Raw genomic sequence first — 19,392 nt, 5'->3', positions numbered from 1 at the left:
ATCGGGTCTCGCTAGGCAGTGAACCGGCCCGGCAGTGCCGGGCCGCAAGAGGCAATCAGTGGCTGGCGCTGTCGACGGCGATGGATTCGCCGCTCACGTCCAGGTATTGCTGGTTGCGCGGCGCGCACAGCAGGTAGAGCAGGCCGGCGATACCGGCACCGATCATCCAGGAGAAAGGCGCGATGGTTTCGAAGTTGGGCACCAGGGCCAGGACGATCGCCAGCAGCGCCGCCGGCACGAAGGCGACCAGGGCACGGGGATTGACCCCGCGACGGTAGTGGTAGGCGGCCTTGGGGTCTTCGCTGTACAGCTCGGGCACGTTGATGCGGCCACGGCGCAACAGCCAGTAATCGACCATGATCACCCCGTACAGCGGGCCGAGCAGGGCGCCGAGGCCGGACAGGAAGTACATGATCACCAGCGGACTGTTGTAGAGGTTCCACGGCAGGATCAGCACGGCGAGGGTGGCGCTGATCAGGCCGGCGCGGCGGAAGTTGAGCAGGCGCGGCGCCAGGTTGCTGAGGACGAAGGCCGGGGCGACGAAGTTGGCCATGATGTTCACCGCCACGGTGACGATCAGGAAGGCCAGGCAGCCGAGCACGAGGAAGAACGTATTGGGGATGCTGGCGATGATCTGGGTCGGGCTGTCGATGATCTGGCCGTTGATCTTGAACTGCGCGCCGCACAGCAGCACGGTGATCACCGCGAAGGCCAGGATATTCACCGGCAGGCCCCAGAAGTTGCCCGAACGGATGGTCTTGCGGCACGGCGAGGAACGGGCGAAGTCGCAGAAATTCAGCACCAGCGTGCCGTAGATCGCCAGCCACAGCGCGCCGCCGGCCAGGATGTTGTGCCACATGGCTGCGCCGGTCAGCGGTTCGCGCACCGACCAGGCGATCTCGAAGCCCGCCTGGATGTACATCCACGCCGCCAGGCAGGTCACGGTGAGCAGGATCACCGGGCCGGCGAAGGCCTCGTAGCGTCGCACCATTTCCATGCCGTAGGCCAGGATCACCAGCTGCACCAGCCAGATGGCAACGAAGCACACCCAGCCGAGGCTCGACAGGCCGAGGATCGAGTCCTGGTCGTAGGCCGCAAGGCCAGGGGCGATGGCGCTAAGGAGCACGCGCAGGACCACCGAGGCCAGGTAGGTCTGGATGCCGAACCAGGCGATGGCAATCACCGCGCGGATCAGCGCCGGGATCTGTGCGCCATGGATGCCGAAGGCGATCCGGCTCATCACCGGGAAGGGTACCCCGGTCTTCTGGCCCATGTAGCCGGACAGGTTCATGAAGAAGTACACCAGCGCCGCGCCTATCCCCAGCGACAGGAGGATCTGCCAGCCGCCCAGGCCCATGGCGTAGAGCCCCATGGCGAAGGAGTAGTTGGCGATGTTGTGCACGTCGTTGGTCCACAGGGCAAAGATGCTGTAGCGCCCCCAGCGGCGGCCCTCGGCCTTGGTCGGGGCGAGGTCGTGGTTGTGCAGGCGCGGGCTCAGGGTCACGGGGTGTTGCGGGTGCGTCGTCGGTTCGGGGGTAGACGAGGAAAAGTCCAGTTCTGTCTTGTCGTAGAGACTCATGCTCATTCCGGCGTGCTCCTGATACTCGTGGCGTGGGGACGCCTGGTCGTGAACCACGAGAACCAATTGGTTAGGGGCATTCCGCTACCCGGCGACGGCAGGTGGGCGGATCTGGGGTGTGCTCTTGATCGTGCTGAGTTGTATACAAAGCACGAATGCACTAAAGCCAGATCCATGCCACGGGAAGTCGCAGGGAAGAGCCGTTATATTTTTGAAGTTTCTAGGATTTTTTATAAGTTACTGAAAATTTGAATTTATAAATTGACCGATTAAACAGGTTTTATTTTTTTGGTTAGTAGAATTCTGATTAATTGGTCAACTTATTAGAGCGGAGCGATGTAACCCTATGGGGCGCCAGTTGAGGTGATTGCACACAAAAAAGGCACTTTCGGTTACATGCTTGTGTACACTTCTTGTTCATATGGATATTGTATTGGACACAATGGTGAATGCTGGCGCGGACCCTGTGGGAGCGGGTTTACCCGCGATTGCGGTAGCGCTCCCACCATCGCAATCGCGGGTAAACCCGCTCCCACAGGGTCCGCGTCCAGCTTCCAAATCTCAATCCATCGGCGGCAACCGCCGCTTCACCGGGGTCTTCTTGACGATTGCCGTACTCGTCTCGGCATGGCTGTTGAGCTTGTCCAGCAAGGTGTCCAGTTGTTCCATCGAGCGCACATGCAGGCGCGCGATAAAGCAGTCGTCCCCGGTGACCTTGTCGCACTCGGTGAATTCGGGAATGGCGATGATCTGCCGTTCCACCTCGTGTAACTGCCCCGGCAACGGGCGGATGCGCACGATGGCCTGCAACTGGTAGCCGAAGCTGCGGGCGTCCACTTCCACCGTGTAGCCCTTGAGTACCCCGCGTTCCTCCAGGCGGCGCAGGCGTTCGCTGACGCTGGGCGAGGACAGTCCGGTCAGGCTGGCCAGCGCCTTGAGCGAGCGCCGCGAATCTTCCATCAAGGCATTGAGCAGCAACTGGTCGATGGCATCGGTCATGAAAAAGCTCCTGTCAGGCGAATCAGGCGAATGGCCTAAATAAAAAAGGCAGGCGCGGATTCCGGCCTAATTTATCCACTGGATCGGCCTGGAGCACCCTCGGCATACTTTGTCACAAAGTTCTCGGAGGTGTGACATGGACAATTCGATACGTCGCGGTTCCCTTGAAATGATCGGCGCCATGCTGATCTCCGGCACCATCGGCTGGTTCGTCCTGGTATCGGGGCAGCCGGTGCTGGACGTTGTGTTCTGGCGCTGCCTGTTCGGTGCCGTCACCTTGCTGGCAATCTGCGCGGCCATGGGTTTCCTGCGCCCGGGCATCCTGACCCGCATGACCTTCGCCCTGGCCGTGCTCAGCGGCGTGGCCATCGTTGGTAACTGGGTGCTGTTGTTCGCTTCCTACTCGCGGGCGTCCATCGCCATCGGAACGGCGGTGTACAACGTCCAGCCGTTCATGCTGGTGGGGCTGGCGGCGCTGTTCCTCGGCGAGAAGATCACCCTGCCCAAGCTGTTCTGGCTCGGTGTGTCCTTCGCCGGGATGCTGGCTATCGTCAGTGCCCATGGCAGCCAGGGCGAGAGCGGCGACCAGTACCTGCTGGGCATCGTCCTGGCCCTGGGCGCGGCGTTTCTGTATGCGGTGGCGGCACTGATCATCAAGCGCCTGAGCGGGACGCCGCCGCACCTGATCGCGCTGATCCAGGTCAGCACCGGTGTGCTCATGCTGGCGCCGTTCGCCAATATCGGTGGCCTGCCCACGGTTCCGGGTGAGCTGGGCAGCCTGGTCACCCTGGGCATCGTGCACACCGGCGTGATGTACGTGCTGCTCTACGGGGCGATCCAGAAACTGCCGACGGCGCTGACCGGCGCGCTGTCGTTCATCTACCCCATCGCGGCGATCCTGGTGGACTGGGTGGCTTTCGGTCATCGCCTGGAACCCCTGCAATGGCTGGGTGTGTCGGCGATCCTGCTGGCGGCCGCCGGCATGCAGCGCGGCTGGTGGTTCAAATCCGCCGCCCGCGCCAGCAGCGCAAAGGCGTAGAATGCGCCGCTTTAGCCTGCTGAACACCTGCCATGACCGCTGCCATCGACACCCTGCATCAACACCTGCGTACCGCCCTGAACCCGCCGCCGAGTGAAACCCGGCGGCTGTTCCACGGTCGCGGGCGTTGCTGGCCGGGACTGGAGCAGATCACCGTGGATTGGCTGCAGGGTGTGCTGCTGGTGGCGCTGTTCCGCGAGCCGCCCGAGGGGCAGCTCGAGGCGCTGCAAGACATGCTGCGCGTGTTGGCGACGGGCGACATGGCGGTGCTGATCCAGCATCGCTACCTGCCGGACAGCCCGGGCTACTGGCTGCTGGGCGAGCCCTGCACGCACAAGGTCATCGACGAGGACGGGCTGCGCTACCAGCTCGACCTCGGCCTGAAACAGAACAACGGCCTGTTCCTCGATATGCGCTATGGCCGGCGCTGGGTACGCGAGCACGCGGCGGACAAGCGGGTGCTCAACCTGTTCGCCTATACCTGCGGCTTCTCGGTGGCAGCGATTGCCGGTGGGGCGCAGCAGGTGGTCAACCTCGACATGTCGAAGGCCGCGCTGTCCCGCGGGCGTGATAATCACCGGCTGAACGGGCATGACCTGGGCCGCGTCGGGTTTCTTGGGCACGAGTTGTTCAAGTCGTGGGGCAAGGTGCGCAAGTCGGCGCCTTATGACCTGATCATCATCGACCCGCCGAGCTTCCAGAAGGGCAGCTTTGCCCTGACCCAGGACTACGCGAAGATCCTGCGCCGCTTGCCGGAGCTGCTCAGCGAGGGCGGCACGGTACTGGCCTGCGTCAACGATCCGGGGATCGGGCCGGAGTTCCTGATCCAGGGCATGGCGGAGCAGGCGCCGGGCCTGACGTTCATCGAGCGCCTGGAAAACCCGCCGGAGTTTGCGGATGTGGATGTGGCCGGGGGGCTCAAGGCTTTGGTTTTCCGACAGATCGCATAACTTGCGGACTCAGCGCGGACTCTGTGGGAGCGGGTTCACCCGCGATTGCGATGGTGGCCGCACTACCGCAATCGCGGGTAAACCCGCTCCCACAGGGTCCGCGTTCAGTCAGACGCTGGTATCTCCGACTCTCTGCGGCAGCGGATTGTACTGTGCGAAGCTCACCTCATCGGTTTGATCCACCAGCTTCTTCAACCGCTCGTTGAACGCCCGGTTCACCGCATACTGCCCACCCGACGTGGTCCTGAATTGTGCGGTCAGGGTCATCCCGTTGAGGTTCATGCTGTCTACGCCGAATACCTGCAGCGGCCCCTGCAGGTTGTGGCGCAGGATCGGATCCTCGCTGATCGACTGCCCCGCCTCGCGGATCAGCTTCAACGCCACGTCCACGTCCGAGTCATAGCTGAACTGCACCGAGAAGAAGGCATAGGCGAACTGCCGCGACTGGTTGGTGACCGCCTTGATCTGCCCGAACGGTACCGAGTGCACGAAGCCCTTGCCGTCGCGCAGGCGCAGGGTGCGGATGGTCAGGCTTTCCACGGTGCCGGCATGCCCGGAGTCGAGCACCACCCAGTCGCCGATGGCGATGGTGTCCTCGATCAGGATGAACAAGCCGGTGATGACATCCTGCACCAATTGCTGCGAGCCGAAGCCGATGGCCAGGCCGACTACCCCGGCGCCGGCGAGGAACGGCGCGACGTTGATCCCCAGGTTGGCCATGGTGGTGATGGTGCAGATCACCACCAGCACCACCTTGGTGGCGTTGCGCAGCATCGGCAGGATAGTCCGCGTGCGGGTGCTGGGCTGGCGGGTATTGCGCCGCCCCGGGGTCGGCTTCAACGCTTCCTGGATGGCCGTGTCGATCACTACCCAGAGCAGCCAGGTCACCAGCAGGATCAGGCCGATGCTGCTCAGCGAATCGCTGATCGCCCGGCCGAAGCTGTTGCGCAGGGCAAAGTCCAGCACCGAGAAACCCCAGATGCGTCCGAGCAATTCGATAAAGGCTACTGCCATGGCGACGCGCAGCAGGGCATGGGCCAGGCTGTAGAGCAGCTCCTTGTAGGGACGCAGGCGCTGTTCCGGATTGCGCGGCGGGTTGAGAAAGTGCTGCAGGGTGATGCTGAGGAATACCGTGCCGATCAGCAGCACGGTGGTCAGCAACGCCTTCTGCAGGGCGCGCTGGCTTTCCTCGCCGGCGCCGATCAGGTTGATCCCCGAGACCAGGATCATCATCAGGATCGGCAGGTACCAGATGGCCGAGAAGATCCGCAGGGTTTCCTGCACGGCGCGGTGCTGCAGGCGGTCCTTGAGGCTGCGGTTGCGGATCAGGTGCGCCATCGGACGACGCGAGCGCAACACCACCACGGCGAAGATCAGGGTCGCCAGCAGGCCGGTGACCACCGCGATGCTGCTGGTCAGGTTGCCGCCCAGTTGGCGGGAAATCTGCGGGCTGGTCAGGGCGTCGCTCCAGGCGGCGAGGAAGCCGATCAGGAACAGCGGCCGCGGCGCTGCCTCACGGATGATCTGCACCGCTGTGCGCTTGTGGCCGACATCGAACAGGGTAATCAGGCACAGGATCAGGGTGGTGGAGAAGATCCCGCTGCTGGTGGCGTAGGCCAGGCTCATGCCCAGCGCGCGGCCCACCGACGGATCGAGCTGACGGCTGACGAACAGCGCCGCAGGCAGGCTGACGATGGCCGGCAGGGTGTAGGGCAGCAGGTAGGCCAGCAGCTTTTGCGGCCGCGGATGGCTGCGCAGCAGGCGGGTACGCTGGCTGGCGCGGGCGGCCAGACGGCCGAGGTAGCACAGCAGGGCGAAGGTCGCGGCCCAGCTGGCGCTGAGGATGAGGAAATCCCAGGTCATCGCCATCAGGTCGTCGGCATCGTGGCGGTCGACCAATTGGTTGACCTCCTTTGCCGCCCGGTCGGTGCGCAGCCGCCAGTTGTCGAGCAGGTGGTGATCGATGTCCAGTTCCTGGGAAACATCGTCGAGGCCGCTGGCGAGGGTGCCGAGCAGACCGCCCTGGACGACCGGTTCCGGTTCCTTGGCCGGTTGTTCCTCGGTGACGGCCGCCAGGGGGCCGGCCAGCGCCTGCAGGCTCAGCAGGGTACAGAAGAGAACGGTGAGCAGGGGGCGGATCACGGGATACTCCTTCAGCCGTGGGGTGACGGAAAGGGTAGACAATGATCGGGCGGGGATTGCTGAGCTGGATTCGGGATTTTGAGGCCGCTTCGCGGCCCTTTCGCCGGCAACGCCGGCTCCCACAGGTTCGTGTGCTCCGCTGAACCTTGTGGGAGCCGGCGTTGCCGGCGATGAGGCCCTGGGGTCAGACCCCGAGGCCGGGGCTTACTTGCCGCTATAGATCTGGTCGAAGATCCCACCATCATTGAAGTGGGTCTTCTGCACGGTGCGCCAGTCGCCGAAGGTCTTCTCCACCGAGAGGAATTGCACTTTCGGGAAGCGGTCGGTGTACTTGGCCAGGACCTTCTCGTCCCGCGGACGCAGGTAGTTGCTGGCGGCGATTTCCTGGGCTTCAGGCGACCACAGGTACTTCAGGTATTCCTCGGCGGTCGCCCGGCTGCCTTTCTTGTCGACCACCTTGTCCACCACGCTCACCGGCGGCTCGGCCTCGGCGGAGACGCTCGGGTAGATCACCTCGAACTGATCGCGGCCGAATTCCCGGGCGATCATTTCCGCTTCGTTCTCGAAGGTCACCAGCACGTCGCCGATCTGGTTGGTCATGAAGGTGGTAGTAGCGGCGCGGCCACCGGTATCGAGCACCGGCGCCTGCTTGAACAGCTTGCCGACGAAGTCCTTGGCCTTGGCTTCGTCGCCGCCGGTCTTGAGCACGTAGCCCCAGGCCGACAGGTAGGTGTAGCGGCCGTTACCCGAGGTCTTCGGGTTCGGCACGATCACCTGCACGCCGTCCTTGAGCAGGTCCGGCCAGTCCTTCAGGGCCTTGGGGTTGCCCTTGCGCACGATGAACACCGTGGCCGAGGTGAAGGGCGCGCTGTTGTTCGGCAGGCGGGTGACCCAGTTGTCCGGGACCAATTGGCCGTTGTCGGCCAGGGCATTGATGTCGGTGGCCATGTTCATGGTAATGACATCCGCCGGCAGGCCGTCGATCACCGAGCGCGCCTGCTTGCTGGAGCCGCCGAAGGACATCTGGATGTTGATCTTCTCTTTGTGCTCGGCTTCCCAGTGCTTCTGGAAGGCAAGGTTGTAGTCCTTGTAGAAGTCGCGCATCACGTCGTAGGAGACGTTCAGCAGCGGTGCGGGAGCGGCCTGGGCGAGGCCGCCCACGACCAGGCTCGCGGCGAGGAGCGAGGCGCCAAAGAGTTTTTTCACTGTGCATTCCTTGTTGGAGTTGGTTGGGATAACAGCATTGTGCCAGCGACTATAGCCAATGGCCCTTAGGCACAAAAAGATTAAAAACGACTTTGCTTATTCCACCTTCCGGAACAGCGCGTTGCCACAGCGCGAGCAGAAGGCGGCGCCGTGTTCATGGCTGTTCTTGCGGCACACCGGGCAATCGTGGCGCAGTTGCTCGCCGCGCATGGCATTGGCCAGTTCGGCAGTAAAGATACCCGTAGGCACGGCGATGATCGAGTAACCGGTGATCATCACCATCGACGAGATCACCTGGCCCAGCGGCGTCTTGGGCACGATATCGCCGAAGCCCACGGTGGTGAGGGTCACGATGGCCCAGTAGATGCCCTTGGGAATGCTGGTGAAACCGTGTTCCGGACCCTCGACCACATACATCAGGGTGCCGAACACCGTGACCAGGGTCGAGACGCTGACCAGGAACACGATGATCTTCTGCTTGCTGCCGCGCAGGGCGTCGAGCAGGTAGTGGGCCTGTTTCAGGTAGGGGCTGAGCTTGAGCACGCGGAAAATCCGCAGCATGCGGATGACCCGGACGATCAGCAGGTACTGGGCGTCGCTGTAGTACAGGGCGATGATCCCGGGCACGATCGCCAGCAGGTCGACCAGGCCATAGAAGCTGAAGGCGTAGCGCAGGGGCCTGGGCGAGCAGTACAGGCGCAGCAGGTACTCGACCAGGAAGACGGCGGTGAAGCCCCACTCGATGGCGGCGAGCAGGCCGGCGTAGCCCTGGTGGACTTCGTCGATGCTGTCGAGGATCACGGTAACCAGGCTGGCCAGGATGATCAGCAGCAGGATGGTGTCGAAGCGGCGTCCGGCAACGGTGTCGGTCTGGAAGACGATGACGAAGAGCCGCTGGCGCAGGCTCTGGGGGGTGTTCATAAAGGTGGTGGTTCCAAGAGCGGGGGTGATGCTGGGAAGCCTAGGGTGGGTTCCGGGAACTATGCAAGTCGGCAAAGACGACAGCGGACCCTGTGGGAGCGGGTTTACCCGCGATTACGATGGTGAGTCCACTATCGCAATCGCGGGTGACCCCGCTCCCACGGGGCATTGCGTCAGCCTTGGATATAGCGGTTTTGCACGCCCAGCCGCACCATCCAGCACGCCACGATGAACGGTGCGGTCAGCCCCGGGATCGGCAGCAGGTTGAACAGCGGCTGCACCGCGATCGCCAGGACGATCGCCAGCAAGGGTTTCCACGGCTGCGAGCGCGTGCCGCTGAAGGCCAGGGCCGCCAGCGCTGCATTGAAGCCGTACAGCCCCAGGTACGCGGCCGTGGCTTCCCCGCCGATCAGCGCAACACTGCCGCCGATCGCTGCGCCGACGAAGGCCCAGGCCGCCGCATAGCGGTCCGCTAGCAGCAGCCCCAGGGCGATCAGCAGCCCGGCCAGCGGCTGGTCGAGCAGGAAGATCTGCCCCAGTCCCCGGGCGAGGGCATCCAGCGGGTTGGCCTGCACCGGCCCGCTGGCCTGCGCCGTCGGTTCGGTGATCAGCAACAGCGCCCAGCCGGCCAGCACGAAGGGCAGGGTGTAGGCCGGCAACAGCACCGACCCGCCACGCTTGAGCCATTGATGCACCAGCATGCTGCTCAGCCCGGCGACGGCGATGATCAGCGGCAGGAGGAGCGGCGACCAGGGCAGCAGGTAGCTGAACAGCAGGCCGATCAGCACGCCGTTGTAGCTGTACAGCCCGGCCTGGCGATCGGCGCGGTTGTAGCCGCGCCGCTGGGCAGTGAGCAGGCCGGCGAGGGCGCCCAGCAGTGCGCCGCCGAGCAGGTGGGGCGCGGTGAGAAGAATGGCCAGCAGGCAACACAGGCCGCACAGCGGATTACGCTGCAGCAGCACCTGGCTGAAGCCGTTGAGCAACGCGGTGGCCCAATCCGGGCACGGATTGACTAGGTTTTTCGTGTACATGGCAGTAGGTCTGGATTAAGCGGGTCGCCTCTTTGGGCGGGTCTTGTCCCACGGTTATTGATCGCGAAGCAGGCCGGCGATCACGGATTCACGCGGATGAATCGGTGGCCGCCAACCTGCCTCGCGAAGACGTCAAAGCAGTGTTTCGATACGCAGCGAGTTAGTCGATCCCGGCTGGCCAAAAGGCACGCCGGCCGTGATCAGCAGGGTGTCGCCACGGTTGGCCATGCCCTGGGCCTGGGCGATTTCCAGCGCGGTGGAGCAAACCTCATCGACCTGGCGCAGGCGGTCGTTGACCACCGAGTGCACACCCCACACCACGCTCAGGCGCCGCGCGGTGCCCAGGTTTGGAGTCAGGTTGAGGATCGGTGCCCGTGGCCGCTCGCGGGAGGCGCGCAGGGTCGAGTTGCCCGACTCGCTGTAGTTGACCAGCACTGCCACCGGCAGGATCCCGCTGATGCGGCGGATCGCGCAGCTGATGGCATCGGAGACGGTCGCCTCGGCCTTCGGCCGGCCGACGTCGAGCTGGGTCTGGTAATCCGGGCCTGCTTCGACCTGGCGAATGATCTTGCTCATCATCTGCACCGCTTCCAGCGGGTAGTCGCCGGAGGCGGTTTCCGCCGACAGCATGACCGCATCGGCGCCTTCGGCCACGGCGTTGGCGACGTCGGTCACCTCGGCGCGGGTCGGGGCAGGGGAGAAGCGCATCGACTCCAGCATCTGTGTCGCTACGACAACCGGCCGACCCAGTTGGCGGCAGGTAGCGATGATGTTCTTCTGGATCTGCGGTACGGCCTCGGCCGGCACTTCCACGCCCAGGTCGCCACGGGCGACCATGATCGCGTCGCTCAGCTCGGCGATCTCGCGCAGTTGGGTGACGGCCGATGGCTTCTCGATCTTGGCCATCAGGAACGCACGGTCACCGATCAGCTCGCGGGCTTCGGCGATGTCTTCGGGACGCTGGACGAACGACAGCGCCACCCAGTCAACGCCCAGTTCCAGGCCGAAGGCCAGGTCGCGGCGGTCCTTGGCGGTCAGCGGGCTGAGGTCGAGCACGGCCTGCGGTACGTTCACGCCCTTGCGATCGGACAGCTCGCCACCGTTGAGCACCTCGGTGTCGATGGCGTCGGCATGCTTGGCGGTCACTCGCAGGCGCAGGCGACCGTCATCCACCAGCAGGTCCATGCCCGGTTCCAGTGCGGCGATGATCTCCGGGTGCGGCAGGTTGACCCGCGTGGCGTCGCCCGGGGTCGGGTCGAGGTCCAGGCGCAGGGCCTGGCCACGCTTGAGCATGGCCTTGCCTTCGGCCAGGCGGCCGACGCGCAGCTTCGGCCCTTGCAGGTCCATGAGGATGCCCAGCGGGTAGTTCAACTGGGCCTCGACTTCGCGGATCCACTGGTAGCGCATGGCGTGGTCGGCATGCTCGCCGTGGCTGAAGTTGAGGCGGAAGATGTTCACCCCGGCTTCCACCAGCTGGCGGACATCGTCGATGCCCTTGGTCGCGGGGCCGAGGGTGGCGAGGATTTTGACTTTCTTGTCAGGCGTCATGGTGGGCAGTCTCAAGAATGAGGATGGCGCGGAAATCGTTGACGTTGGTGCGGGTCGGCTCGGTGACGATCAGCGCGCCGAGCGCGGCGAAGTAGCCGTAGCCATTGTTGTTGTCCAACTCGTCGGTGGCCGACAGGCCCAGGGCGGCGGCGCGGGCGTAGCTGTCCGGGGTCATGATGGCGCCGGCGTTGTCCTCCGAGCCATCGATGCCGTCGGTGTCGCCGGCGATGGCGTACACGCCCGGCAGGCCCTTGAGGCTTTCGGTCAGGCTGAGGAGGAATTCCGCGTTGCGCCCGCCACGGCCGTTGCCGCGCACGGTCACGGTGGTTTCACCACCGGAAAGGATCACGCAGGGCGCGGCCAGTGGCTGGCCATGCAGGACCACCTGGCGGGCGATGCCGGCATGGACCTTGGCCACTTCCCGCGATTCACCTTCCAGGTCGCCGAGGATCAGCGGGCTGAAGCCGGCCTGGCGGGCTTTCACCGCAGCGGCTTCCAGCGACTGCTGGGGCCGGGCGATCAACTGGAAATGGCTGCGGGCCAGGGCCGGGTCGTCGGCCTTGACGGTCTCCGAAGCGGGGTTGTTGAGCCAGTCGATGACGGCTTTCGGCGCTTCGATGTTGTAGCGCTTGAGGATCGCCAGGGCATCGGCCGAGGTGCTCGGGTCGGCCACGGTCGGGCCGGAAGCGATGACCGTGGCCAGGTCGCCAGGCACGTCGGAAATCGCATAGGTGTACACGGTGGCCGGCCAGCAGGCCTTGGCCAGGCGGCCGCCCTTGATCGCCGAGAGGTGCTTGCGTACGCAGTTCATCTCGCCGATGGTGGCGCCGGACTTGAGCAGGGCCTTGTTGATCTGCTGCTTGTCGGCCAGGGTCAGGCCTTCGGCGGGCAGGGCCAGCAAGGCGGAGCCACCGCCGGAGAGCAGGAAGATCACTCGGTCGTCGGCGCTCAGGTCGCTGACCATGTCCAGCACGCGCCTGGCCACGGCCAGGCCGGCGGCGTCGGGGACGGGGTGGGCGGCTTCCACCACTTCGATTTTCGAGCAGCTGGCGCCGTGGCCGTAGCGGGTCACTACGAGACCGCGGACCTCGCCCTGCCAGGCGCGCTCGACCACTTCGGCCATGGCGGCGGCGGCCTTGCCGGCGCCGATGACGATCACCCGACCACTGCGGTCGGCAGGCAGATGGGCTTCAAGCACCTGACGCGGGTGCGCGGCGTCGATGGCCGTGGCGAACAGGTCGCGGAGAAAGTGTTGCGGATCGACCGACATCTCAGGCCTCCAAATCTTATTGTTCTGCAGAATCAAAAACGCCCCTGGAACGGCCTCCGTGCAGGCTGAACCAGGGGCGGTGTTGCTCTAGTGCAACTGCCAGCCTCAGGGGCTGAAGGAAACGATGCGCGGTCCCTTCGATCCGCGGGCTGGCAGGTGTTGCTTATTTGTCGTCGCGGATCGAGAAGTTGGCCATGTGTTCCAGGCCCTTGATCAGCGCCGAGTGGTCCCAGTTGGCACCACCGATGGCCGCGCAAGTGCTGAACACCTGCTGGGCGTTGGAGGTGTTGGGCAGGTTGATGTTCAGCTCCTTGGCGCCTTGCAGGGCCAGGTTCAGGTCCTTCTGGTGCAGGCTGATGCGGAAGCCCGGATCGAAGGTGCCCTTGATCATGCGCTCGCCGTGCACTTCGAGGATCTTCGACGAGGCGAAGCCGCCCATCAGTGCTTCGCGGACCTTGGCCGGATCGGCGCCATTCTTCGCGGCGAACAGCAGGGCCTCGGCGACGGCCTGGATGTTCAGGGCGACGATGATCTGGTTGGCGACCTTGGCGGTCTGGCCGTCACCGTTGCCGCCGACGCGGGTGATGTTCTTGCCCATGGCCTGGAACAGCGGCAGGGTGCGCTCGAAGGCTTTCGGGCAGCCACCGACCATGATGCTCAGGGTCGCGGCCTTGGCCCCGACTTCGCCGCCGGACACCGGGGCGTCCAGGTAGGCGGCGCCGGTGGCCTTGATCTTCTCGGCGAAGGCCTTGGTGGCGGTGGGGGAGATCGAGCTCATGTCGATCACGATCTTGTTCGGGCCGACGCCTTCGGCGACGCCGTTTTCACCGAACAGGACGCTTTCCACCTGCGGGGTGTCGGGGACCATGACGATGATGAATTCGGCTTCCTGGGCCACTTCCTTCGGATTGGCCAGGGCCACGGCGCCAGCGGCGATCAGGTCGGCCGGAGCGGCGTCGTGGTGGGTGGAAACGAACAGGCTGTGACCCGCCTTCTGCAGGTTCTGCGCCATTGGGCGGCCCATGATGCCGGTGCCGATGAATCCGATTTTAGCCATGAGAATGTGCCTCTTTTATTTATTGGGTCTCGAAAGCGCCGCCGGACCCTGTGGGAGCGGGTTTATCGGAGCGCCGAACCGCCACGATTGCGATGGTGGCTTCACTGCCGTCATCGCGGGTGAACCCGCTCCCACAGGTTCGGTGTCCAGCCGTTCCGGCGAGACGGGATCTCAGATCGCGTTATGAGTCTTCAACCAGCCCAGACCTTCTTCAGTGGTGGTCCTGGGCTTGTACTCCGCGCCCACCCAGCCCTGGTAGCCGATGCGGTCCAGGTGCTCGAACAGGAAGCGGTAGTTGATCTCGCCGGTGCCCGGTTCGTGACGGCCCGGGTTGTCGGCCAGCTGGATGTGGTTGATCTTCGCCAGGTTGCTTTCCACGGTACGCGCCAGGTCACCTTCCATGATCTGCATGTGGTAGATGTCGTACTGCAGGAACAGGTTGTCGCTGCCCACTTCGGCCTGGATCTCCAGCGCTTGCTGGGTGGTGTTCAGGTAGAAGCCCGGGATGTCGCGGGTGTTGATCATTTCCATGACCAGCTTGATCCCGGCAGCCTTGAGCTTGTCGGCGGCGAAACGCAGGTTGTCGACGAAGGTCTTGCGCACGGTGGCGCAGTCCGGGCCCTGTGGACGAATCCCGGCCAGGCAGTTGACCTGGGTATTGCCCAGCACCTGGGCGTAGGCGATGGCCAGGTCGACACCGCTGCGGAATTCCTCGACCCGCGCCGGGTCGCAGGCGATGCCGCGGTCACCCTTGGCCCAGTCGCCGGCCGGCAGGTTGAACAGCACCTGGGTCAGGCCATGGGCGTCGAGCTGCTGCTTGATCTCGGTGGCGGCGTAGTCGTACGGGAAAAGGTACTCGACACCGCTGAAGCCGGCGTCGGCAGCAGCCTTGAAGCGGGCCAGGAAGTCCTGTTCGGTGAACAGCATGGACAGGTTGGCGGCAAAGCGTGGCATGGTGGTCTCCTTGCTGGGTTGGGCCCCGTACCCTGAAGGGCGGGGCCTCGCAGACGATCAGTCGAGCAGCGAAATCGCGGTTGGCGCGTCGTTGCCGACCAGCGCCAGGTCTTCGAACTCGTTGACCGCGTTGATTTCGGTACCCATGGAAATGTTGGTAACGCGCTCGAGAATCACCTCGACCACCACCGGAACGCGGAACTCCTCGGCCATTTTCTGGGCCTTGAGCAGCGCCGGGGCGATCTCGGACGGGGTGAACACGCGCAGGGCCTTGCAACCCAGGCCTTCGACCACGGCCACGTGATCGACGCCGTAGCCGTTGACGTCCGGCGCGTTGATGTTCTCGAACGCCAGTTGTACACAGTAATCCATCTCGAAACCACGCTGCGCCTGGCGGATCAGGCCGAGGTAGGCGTTGTTCACCAGCACGTGGACGTACGGCAGGTTGAACTGCGCGCCCACCGCCAGTTCTTCGATCATGAACTGGAAGTCATAGTCGCCCGACAGCGCGACGACCTTGCGGCTCGGGTCGGCCTTGACCACGCCCAGGGCCGCCGGGATGGTCCAGCCCAGCGGGCCGGCCTGGCCGCAGTTGATCCAGTGGCGCGGCTTGTAGACGTGGAGGAACTGGGCGCCGGCGATCTGCGACAGACCGATGGTGCTGACGTAGGTGGTGTCCTTGCCGAACACCTCGTTCATTTCCTGGTACACGCGCTGTGGCTTGACCGGCACGTTGTCGAAGTTGGTCTTGCGCTGCAGGCTCGACTTGCGGGCCTGGCAGTCTTTCAGCCATTCGCCGCGGCACTTCAGCTTGCCGGCGGCTTTCCACTCGCGGGCCACTTCGAGGAAGGCGTCCAGGGCAGCGCCGGCGTCGGACACGATGCCCAGGTCCGGGGTGAACACACGTCCGATCTGGGTCGGTTCGATATCGACATGGATGAAGGTACGGCCTTCGGTGTAGACGTCGACGGAACCGGTGTGACGGTTGGCCCAGCGGTTGCCGATGCCGAACACCAGGTCGGACTTGAGCAGGGTGGCGTTGCCGTAGCGGTGCGAGGTCTGCAGGCCGACCATGCCGACCATCAGCTCGTGGTCATCGGGGATGGTGCCCCAGCCCATCAGGGTCGGTACCACCGGCACGCCGGTCAGTTCGGCGAATTCGACCAGCTTGTCGCTGGCGTCGGCGTTGATGATGCCACCACCGGCGACCAGCAGCGGACGTTCGGCTTCATTGAGCAGGGCCAGGGCTTTTTCCGCTTGCTTGCGGGTAGCGGCTGGCCTGGTGACAGGCAGCGGCTCGTAGGCATCGATATCGAACTCGATCTCGGCCATCTGCACGTCGAACGGCAGGTCGATCAGCACCGGGCCCGGACGGCCGGTACGCATTTCGTAGAAGGCTTTCTGGAAGGCGTAAGGCACCTGGCCCGGCTCCAGGACGGTGGTTGCCCACTTGGTCACCGGCTTGACGATGCTGGTGATGTCCACGGCCTGGAAGTCTTCCTTGTGCAGGCGGGCACGCGGGGCCTGGCCGGTGATGCAGAGAATCGGGATGGAGTCGGCGGAAGCGCTGTACAGGCCGGTGACCATGTCGGTGCCGGCAGGGCCCGAGGTGCCGATGCACACGCCGATATTGCCGGCCTTGGTACGGGTGTAACCCTCGGCCATGTGCGAGGCGCCTTCAACGTGGCGAGCGAGGACGTGATCGATACCGCCGACTTTCTTCAGGGCCGAGTACAGCGGGTTGATCGCTGCACCAGGAATGCCAAACGCGGTTTCCACACCTTCGCGGCGCATCACCAGAACGGCTGCATCGATTGCTCTCATTTTGCTCATGGCTTTGTGCCTCATTGATGTTGTAATTGTATACAAGATGCTTTGCGCCAGAGTGTATTCACGGGACGCGGCTCTGGTCAATCCATTTTCGTCCGTGACCTGTGCTTTCGTCGAAACGCCGTAGAAACGGGCCTGGCGCGGCATAAGGTCGCAGCGTGCGAATTATTGTATACAAAAACATTTACCATTGTGTTCTATTTGGTCTATCAATTTTCACTTGCCCACAGGGCTTCATAACAACAAGAGGACCGTTTCATGAACGCATTGAGCTTGAAAGTCGCCGTCGGCCTGGTGAATGGCGCGCTGGCCGCGGGGCGCAAGATCGCCGCCGCGCCGCTGACCGTGGTGGTGCTGGACGCCGGTGGTCACCTGCTGGCCCTGCAACGGGAAGATGGCGCCAGCCTGCTGCGTCCGCAGGTGGCGATGGGCAAGGCCTGGGGAGCTATCGCCCTGGGCAAGGGCTCGCGTTTGCTGGCGCTGGACGCACAGCAGCGCCCGGCATTCTTTGCCGCGTTGAATGGCCTGGGCCAGAGCCCGGTGGTGCCTGCGCCGGGCGGCGTGCTGATCCGCAATGAGGCGGGCGTGGTGCTGGGCGCGATCGGGATCAGCGGGGATACGTCGGATATCGACGAACAGTGCGCGATCAGTGCGATCGAGGAGGCGGGGCTGCGGGCGGATGCGGGGGTTGCGGCTTGATCTGATGCCTGTGCTGTAACTGATGGCCCCATCGCTGGCAAGCCCCCACAGGGTTAGCGGCGCCGCAGACCCTGTGGGAGCTGGCTTGCCAGCGATGGGGCCCTCACTTTTTTCTGATCTGGTCCGCTGCGTCCCCTCTAGCCACATAGCACCAGGTCTTGCCCTCCCTGACCTTGGCCAGCAGCTTCAGCTTCACCAGCTTCTCAAGATCAGCCCGCGCAGTCCCCTCCGAGACATCGAAGTCATTCTTCACTTCCTTCGCGACGAACAGCCGACCGGGGTTGCGCAGCACTTTTTTCAGCAGGTGAATCTGCCTGAAATTCAGATCCTTGTTGAAACCAGACTCTGCAATCAGGCCCATGACGTCATAGAACTCTTTCCTTTTGTTCTCGATATGAGAAAGGAACCCGGCCATAGCCCGTTCGATGATTCTGAGCTGATAGCAGATGAAGTACGTCAGGTCGAAATCATCGGTCTCAGTGAATAGATACGACTCGCCATATTGCATCGGCGCTTGCTTCAACAGCGCACTGATCGAGATGTACTCGAACGCCCAATAGCCGCTTTTCAGCATGTACCAGTAGAACAGGCACCTTGCCGTCCTGCCGTTGCCATCATTGAAGGGGTGCTCATAGCCGATCATGAAGTGCAGGATGATCGCCTTTACCGCAGGGTGGATGAATATCCTGCCATCGTGGCCGTCATGGCTTTCGTTAGCAAATTCACAGAGTTTTTCCAGGCGTTCCAGCAGTAGCCCTGCGTCCGGAGGTTGGTGAACGATTTCTTCGTCACGGCCTTTGACGTAGATGTCATTGGTTCTTCTAATTTCACCCGGGCAGGCGTGGTCTACCTGAATGTCTCTCGTGGCCTCGGCGTGAAAGCGCCGGACCAATTCGATCGACAGCGGCAGTTCCTTGCTGTGTTTCGCCAGCTTCATCAGCATGAAGTTGTTGAAGATCATCCGCTCGTCGTCATTGACCGGTTCGCGTTCTTTTTCGAGCATTTCCTTGGCCACCCTTCTGATGGTCGCCGCGCCCTCCAGTTGAGCACTGGAAATTGCTTCTTCCATCATCAGCGACTCGACCAGAAACAGATTGCTCTCGTTGTTCGTAGAGGTGTTCGATACGCCAAGACCTAGCTTGGCATTGATGTGCTCTATATCGTGAATGACCGTATGGGCATAGTCAGGAAGACAATATTTGAACGGCTGCCCGTCTTCGGCGTATAGGCCAATGGACTTCAGAATCACGCTTCTTGAAAGCTTGACGGCGCCCCATGCAGCATTCGCATTGATGCCGGCAGGCACCCGGTGACGGAAATCGTGCCAGTGCAGATAACGTCCCTTCTCATCAACGGCAGAAAATCGAGGAATGAGCTCCAAAATCTCCCTGCCGTGCAGCTCGAGAATTTCCTTGTAGGGCTTGGGAACCTTGATGCTGGCCATGCTCAACTCAATTTGTCGAAAATTGAGTTGAGCCTACATCAGGAGGGGGGAGGGGTCAAAAAACGGTTAACATCAGCCAGCCGCCCTCAGGCATCCGGAGCACAACCTTTCAGCACCAGGCGAATAATCGTTTGCGTGGCCGCCTCGTAATCGCTCTCGTCCAGCTTCGCCTTCCCGGTCACCACCGAGATCTGCCAGTCGAAATCGGCGTAGGTCTGGGTCGCGGCCCAGATGCTGAACATCAGGTGGTGCGGGTCGACCGGGGCGATCCGGCCCTTGTCGATCCAGCGCTGGATGCAGGCGATATTGTGCCGGGCCTGGGCGTTCAATTGCTCGACCTGGCGCGGGCTCAGGTGCGGGGCGCCGTGCATGATCTCGCTGGCGAATACCTTGGAGGCGAACGGCAGGTCGCGGGAGATGCGCACCTTGGAGCGGATATAGGCGCTCAATACTTCTTCCGGGTCGCCCTCGGCATTGAACGGCGTCGAGGCCTGCATGATGGGCTCGATGATGCTTTCAAGGACCTCGCGGTAGAGGTTTTCCTTGGACTTGAAGTAGTAGTAGACGTTGGGCTTGGGCAGGCCGGCCTTGGCCGCGATATCGCTGGTCTTGGTGGCGGCGAAACCCTTGTCGGCGAATTCTTCACTGGCCGCGCGCAGGATCAGTTCTTTGTTGCGCTCGCGAATGCTGCTCATGGTTGGCGCTGTTCCTTGGTCTCGTCCC

The 19,392-nt window shown here is 63.4% G+C and carries 16 protein-coding genes; 3 read left to right on the top strand and 13 right to left on the bottom strand.

Going from position 1 to position 19,392, the window contains the following annotated elements; all coding sequences use genetic code 11:
• Positions 1–55: 55 nt before the first annotated feature.
• Both ACPFMA_RS19530 and ACPFMA_RS19525 read right to left on the bottom strand, forming a co-directional pair.
• Positions 56–1,585 (bottom strand): NCS1 family nucleobase:cation symporter-1, encoded by a 1,530-nt coding sequence (locus ACPFMA_RS19530; protein WP_420058698.1) that lies wholly within the window; start codon positions 1,583–1,585, stop codon positions 56–58.
• Between the two features lie 555 nt (positions 1,586–2,140).
• Positions 2,141–2,578, bottom strand: coding sequence for an Lrp/AsnC family transcriptional regulator (locus ACPFMA_RS19525; protein WP_009408720.1), 438 nt, complete (start codon positions 2,576–2,578; stop codon positions 2,141–2,143).
• 136 nt (positions 2,579–2,714) lie between these two features.
• On the opposite strand from ACPFMA_RS19525, the gene ACPFMA_RS19520 reads away from it, so the two are divergent.
• Both ACPFMA_RS19520 and ACPFMA_RS19515 read left to right on the top strand, forming a co-directional pair.
• Entirely contained in the window at positions 2,715–3,617 is a 903-nt protein-coding gene (locus ACPFMA_RS19520; protein ID WP_064302555.1) for a DMT family transporter, read from the top strand.
• A 32-nt stretch (positions 3,618–3,649) separates the two neighbouring features.
• Complete coding sequence (locus tag ACPFMA_RS19515) at positions 3,650–4,567, top strand: class I SAM-dependent methyltransferase (RefSeq protein ID WP_420058699.1); 918 nt, start codon at positions 3,650–3,652, stop codon at positions 4,565–4,567.
• A gap of 108 nt (positions 4,568–4,675) precedes the next feature.
• Here the strand turns inward: ACPFMA_RS19515 and ACPFMA_RS19510 are convergent, their stop codons facing one another.
• The 9 genes from ACPFMA_RS19510 to gcl all read right to left on the bottom strand — a co-directional run bounded on the left by ACPFMA_RS19510 (position 4,676) and on the right by gcl (position 16,529).
• A complete protein-coding gene (locus ACPFMA_RS19510; protein ID WP_420058700.1) occupies positions 4,676–6,709 on the bottom strand; it encodes a mechanosensitive ion channel family protein in 2,034 nt (677 codons plus the stop codon).
• A gap of 204 nt (positions 6,710–6,913) precedes the next feature.
• A complete protein-coding gene (locus tag ACPFMA_RS19505) occupies positions 6,914–7,915 on the bottom strand; it encodes a sulfate ABC transporter substrate-binding protein (protein WP_009397646.1) in 1,002 nt (333 codons plus the stop codon).
• A 96-nt stretch (positions 7,916–8,011) separates the two neighbouring features.
• Positions 8,012–8,836, bottom strand: a complete 825-nt coding sequence (locus tag ACPFMA_RS19500) for an ion transporter (protein WP_425928503.1) — start codon at positions 8,834–8,836, stop codon at positions 8,012–8,014.
• A gap of 173 nt (positions 8,837–9,009) precedes the next feature.
• Positions 9,010–9,867, bottom strand: coding sequence for an urea transporter (locus tag ACPFMA_RS19495; RefSeq protein WP_425928502.1), 858 nt, complete (start codon positions 9,865–9,867; stop codon positions 9,010–9,012).
• 132 nt (positions 9,868–9,999) lie between these two features.
• Positions 10,000–11,415, bottom strand: coding sequence for a pyruvate kinase (gene pyk / locus ACPFMA_RS19490; RefSeq protein ID WP_064302560.1), 1,416 nt, complete (start codon positions 11,413–11,415; stop codon positions 10,000–10,002).
• Positions 11,405–12,685: a glycerate kinase type-2 family protein gene (locus ACPFMA_RS19485; RefSeq protein ID WP_425928501.1), complete on the bottom strand. Its 1,281-nt coding sequence runs from the start codon at positions 12,683–12,685 to the stop codon at positions 11,405–11,407. Before ACPFMA_RS19485 ends, pyk begins: the two co-directional genes overlap by 11 nt.
• A gap of 163 nt (positions 12,686–12,848) precedes the next feature.
• Positions 12,849–13,742 carry a 2-hydroxy-3-oxopropionate reductase gene (locus ACPFMA_RS19480; protein WP_009397636.1) on the bottom strand — a complete coding sequence of 298 codons (894 nt, stop codon included), beginning with the start codon at positions 13,740–13,742 and terminating at the stop codon, positions 12,849–12,851.
• Between the two features lie 171 nt (positions 13,743–13,913).
• Positions 13,914–14,696 (bottom strand): hydroxypyruvate isomerase, encoded by a 783-nt coding sequence (gene hyi / locus ACPFMA_RS19475; RefSeq protein WP_420058703.1) that lies wholly within the window; start codon positions 14,694–14,696, stop codon positions 13,914–13,916.
• Positions 14,697–14,753: 57 nt separating this feature from the next.
• Entirely contained in the window at positions 14,754–16,529 is a 1,776-nt protein-coding gene (gcl, locus tag ACPFMA_RS19470; RefSeq protein ID WP_009397628.1) for a glyoxylate carboligase, read from the bottom strand.
• A gap of 255 nt (positions 16,530–16,784) precedes the next feature.
• On the opposite strand from gcl, the gene ACPFMA_RS19465 reads away from it, so the two are divergent.
• On the top strand, positions 16,785–17,225 hold the full coding sequence (locus tag ACPFMA_RS19465; RefSeq protein WP_064302564.1) for a GlcG/HbpS family heme-binding protein: 441 nt from the start codon (positions 16,785–16,787) through the stop codon (positions 17,223–17,225).
• Between the two features lie 103 nt (positions 17,226–17,328).
• On the opposite strand, the gene ACPFMA_RS19460 is transcribed toward ACPFMA_RS19465, so the two are convergent.
• Together ACPFMA_RS19460 and ACPFMA_RS19455 are read right to left on the bottom strand one after the other, a co-directional pair.
• Positions 17,329–18,669 (bottom strand): Fic family protein, encoded by a 1,341-nt coding sequence (locus ACPFMA_RS19460; RefSeq protein WP_420058704.1) that lies wholly within the window; start codon positions 18,667–18,669, stop codon positions 17,329–17,331.
• An 86-nt stretch (positions 18,670–18,755) separates the two neighbouring features.
• On the bottom strand, positions 18,756–19,364 hold the full coding sequence (locus ACPFMA_RS19455) for a TetR/AcrR family transcriptional regulator (RefSeq protein WP_064302566.1): 609 nt from the start codon (positions 19,362–19,364) through the stop codon (positions 18,756–18,758).
• Positions 19,365–19,392: the final 28 nt, after the last annotated feature.

Source organism: Pseudomonas sp. NyZ201 (assembly GCF_049860765.1).
Taxonomy (GTDB): Bacteria; Pseudomonadota; Gammaproteobacteria; order Pseudomonadales; family Pseudomonadaceae; genus Aquipseudomonas; species Aquipseudomonas bharatica.
Note: the sequence above shows the minus strand (reverse complement) of the source record. Positions and strands in the feature narration are given on the sequence as shown.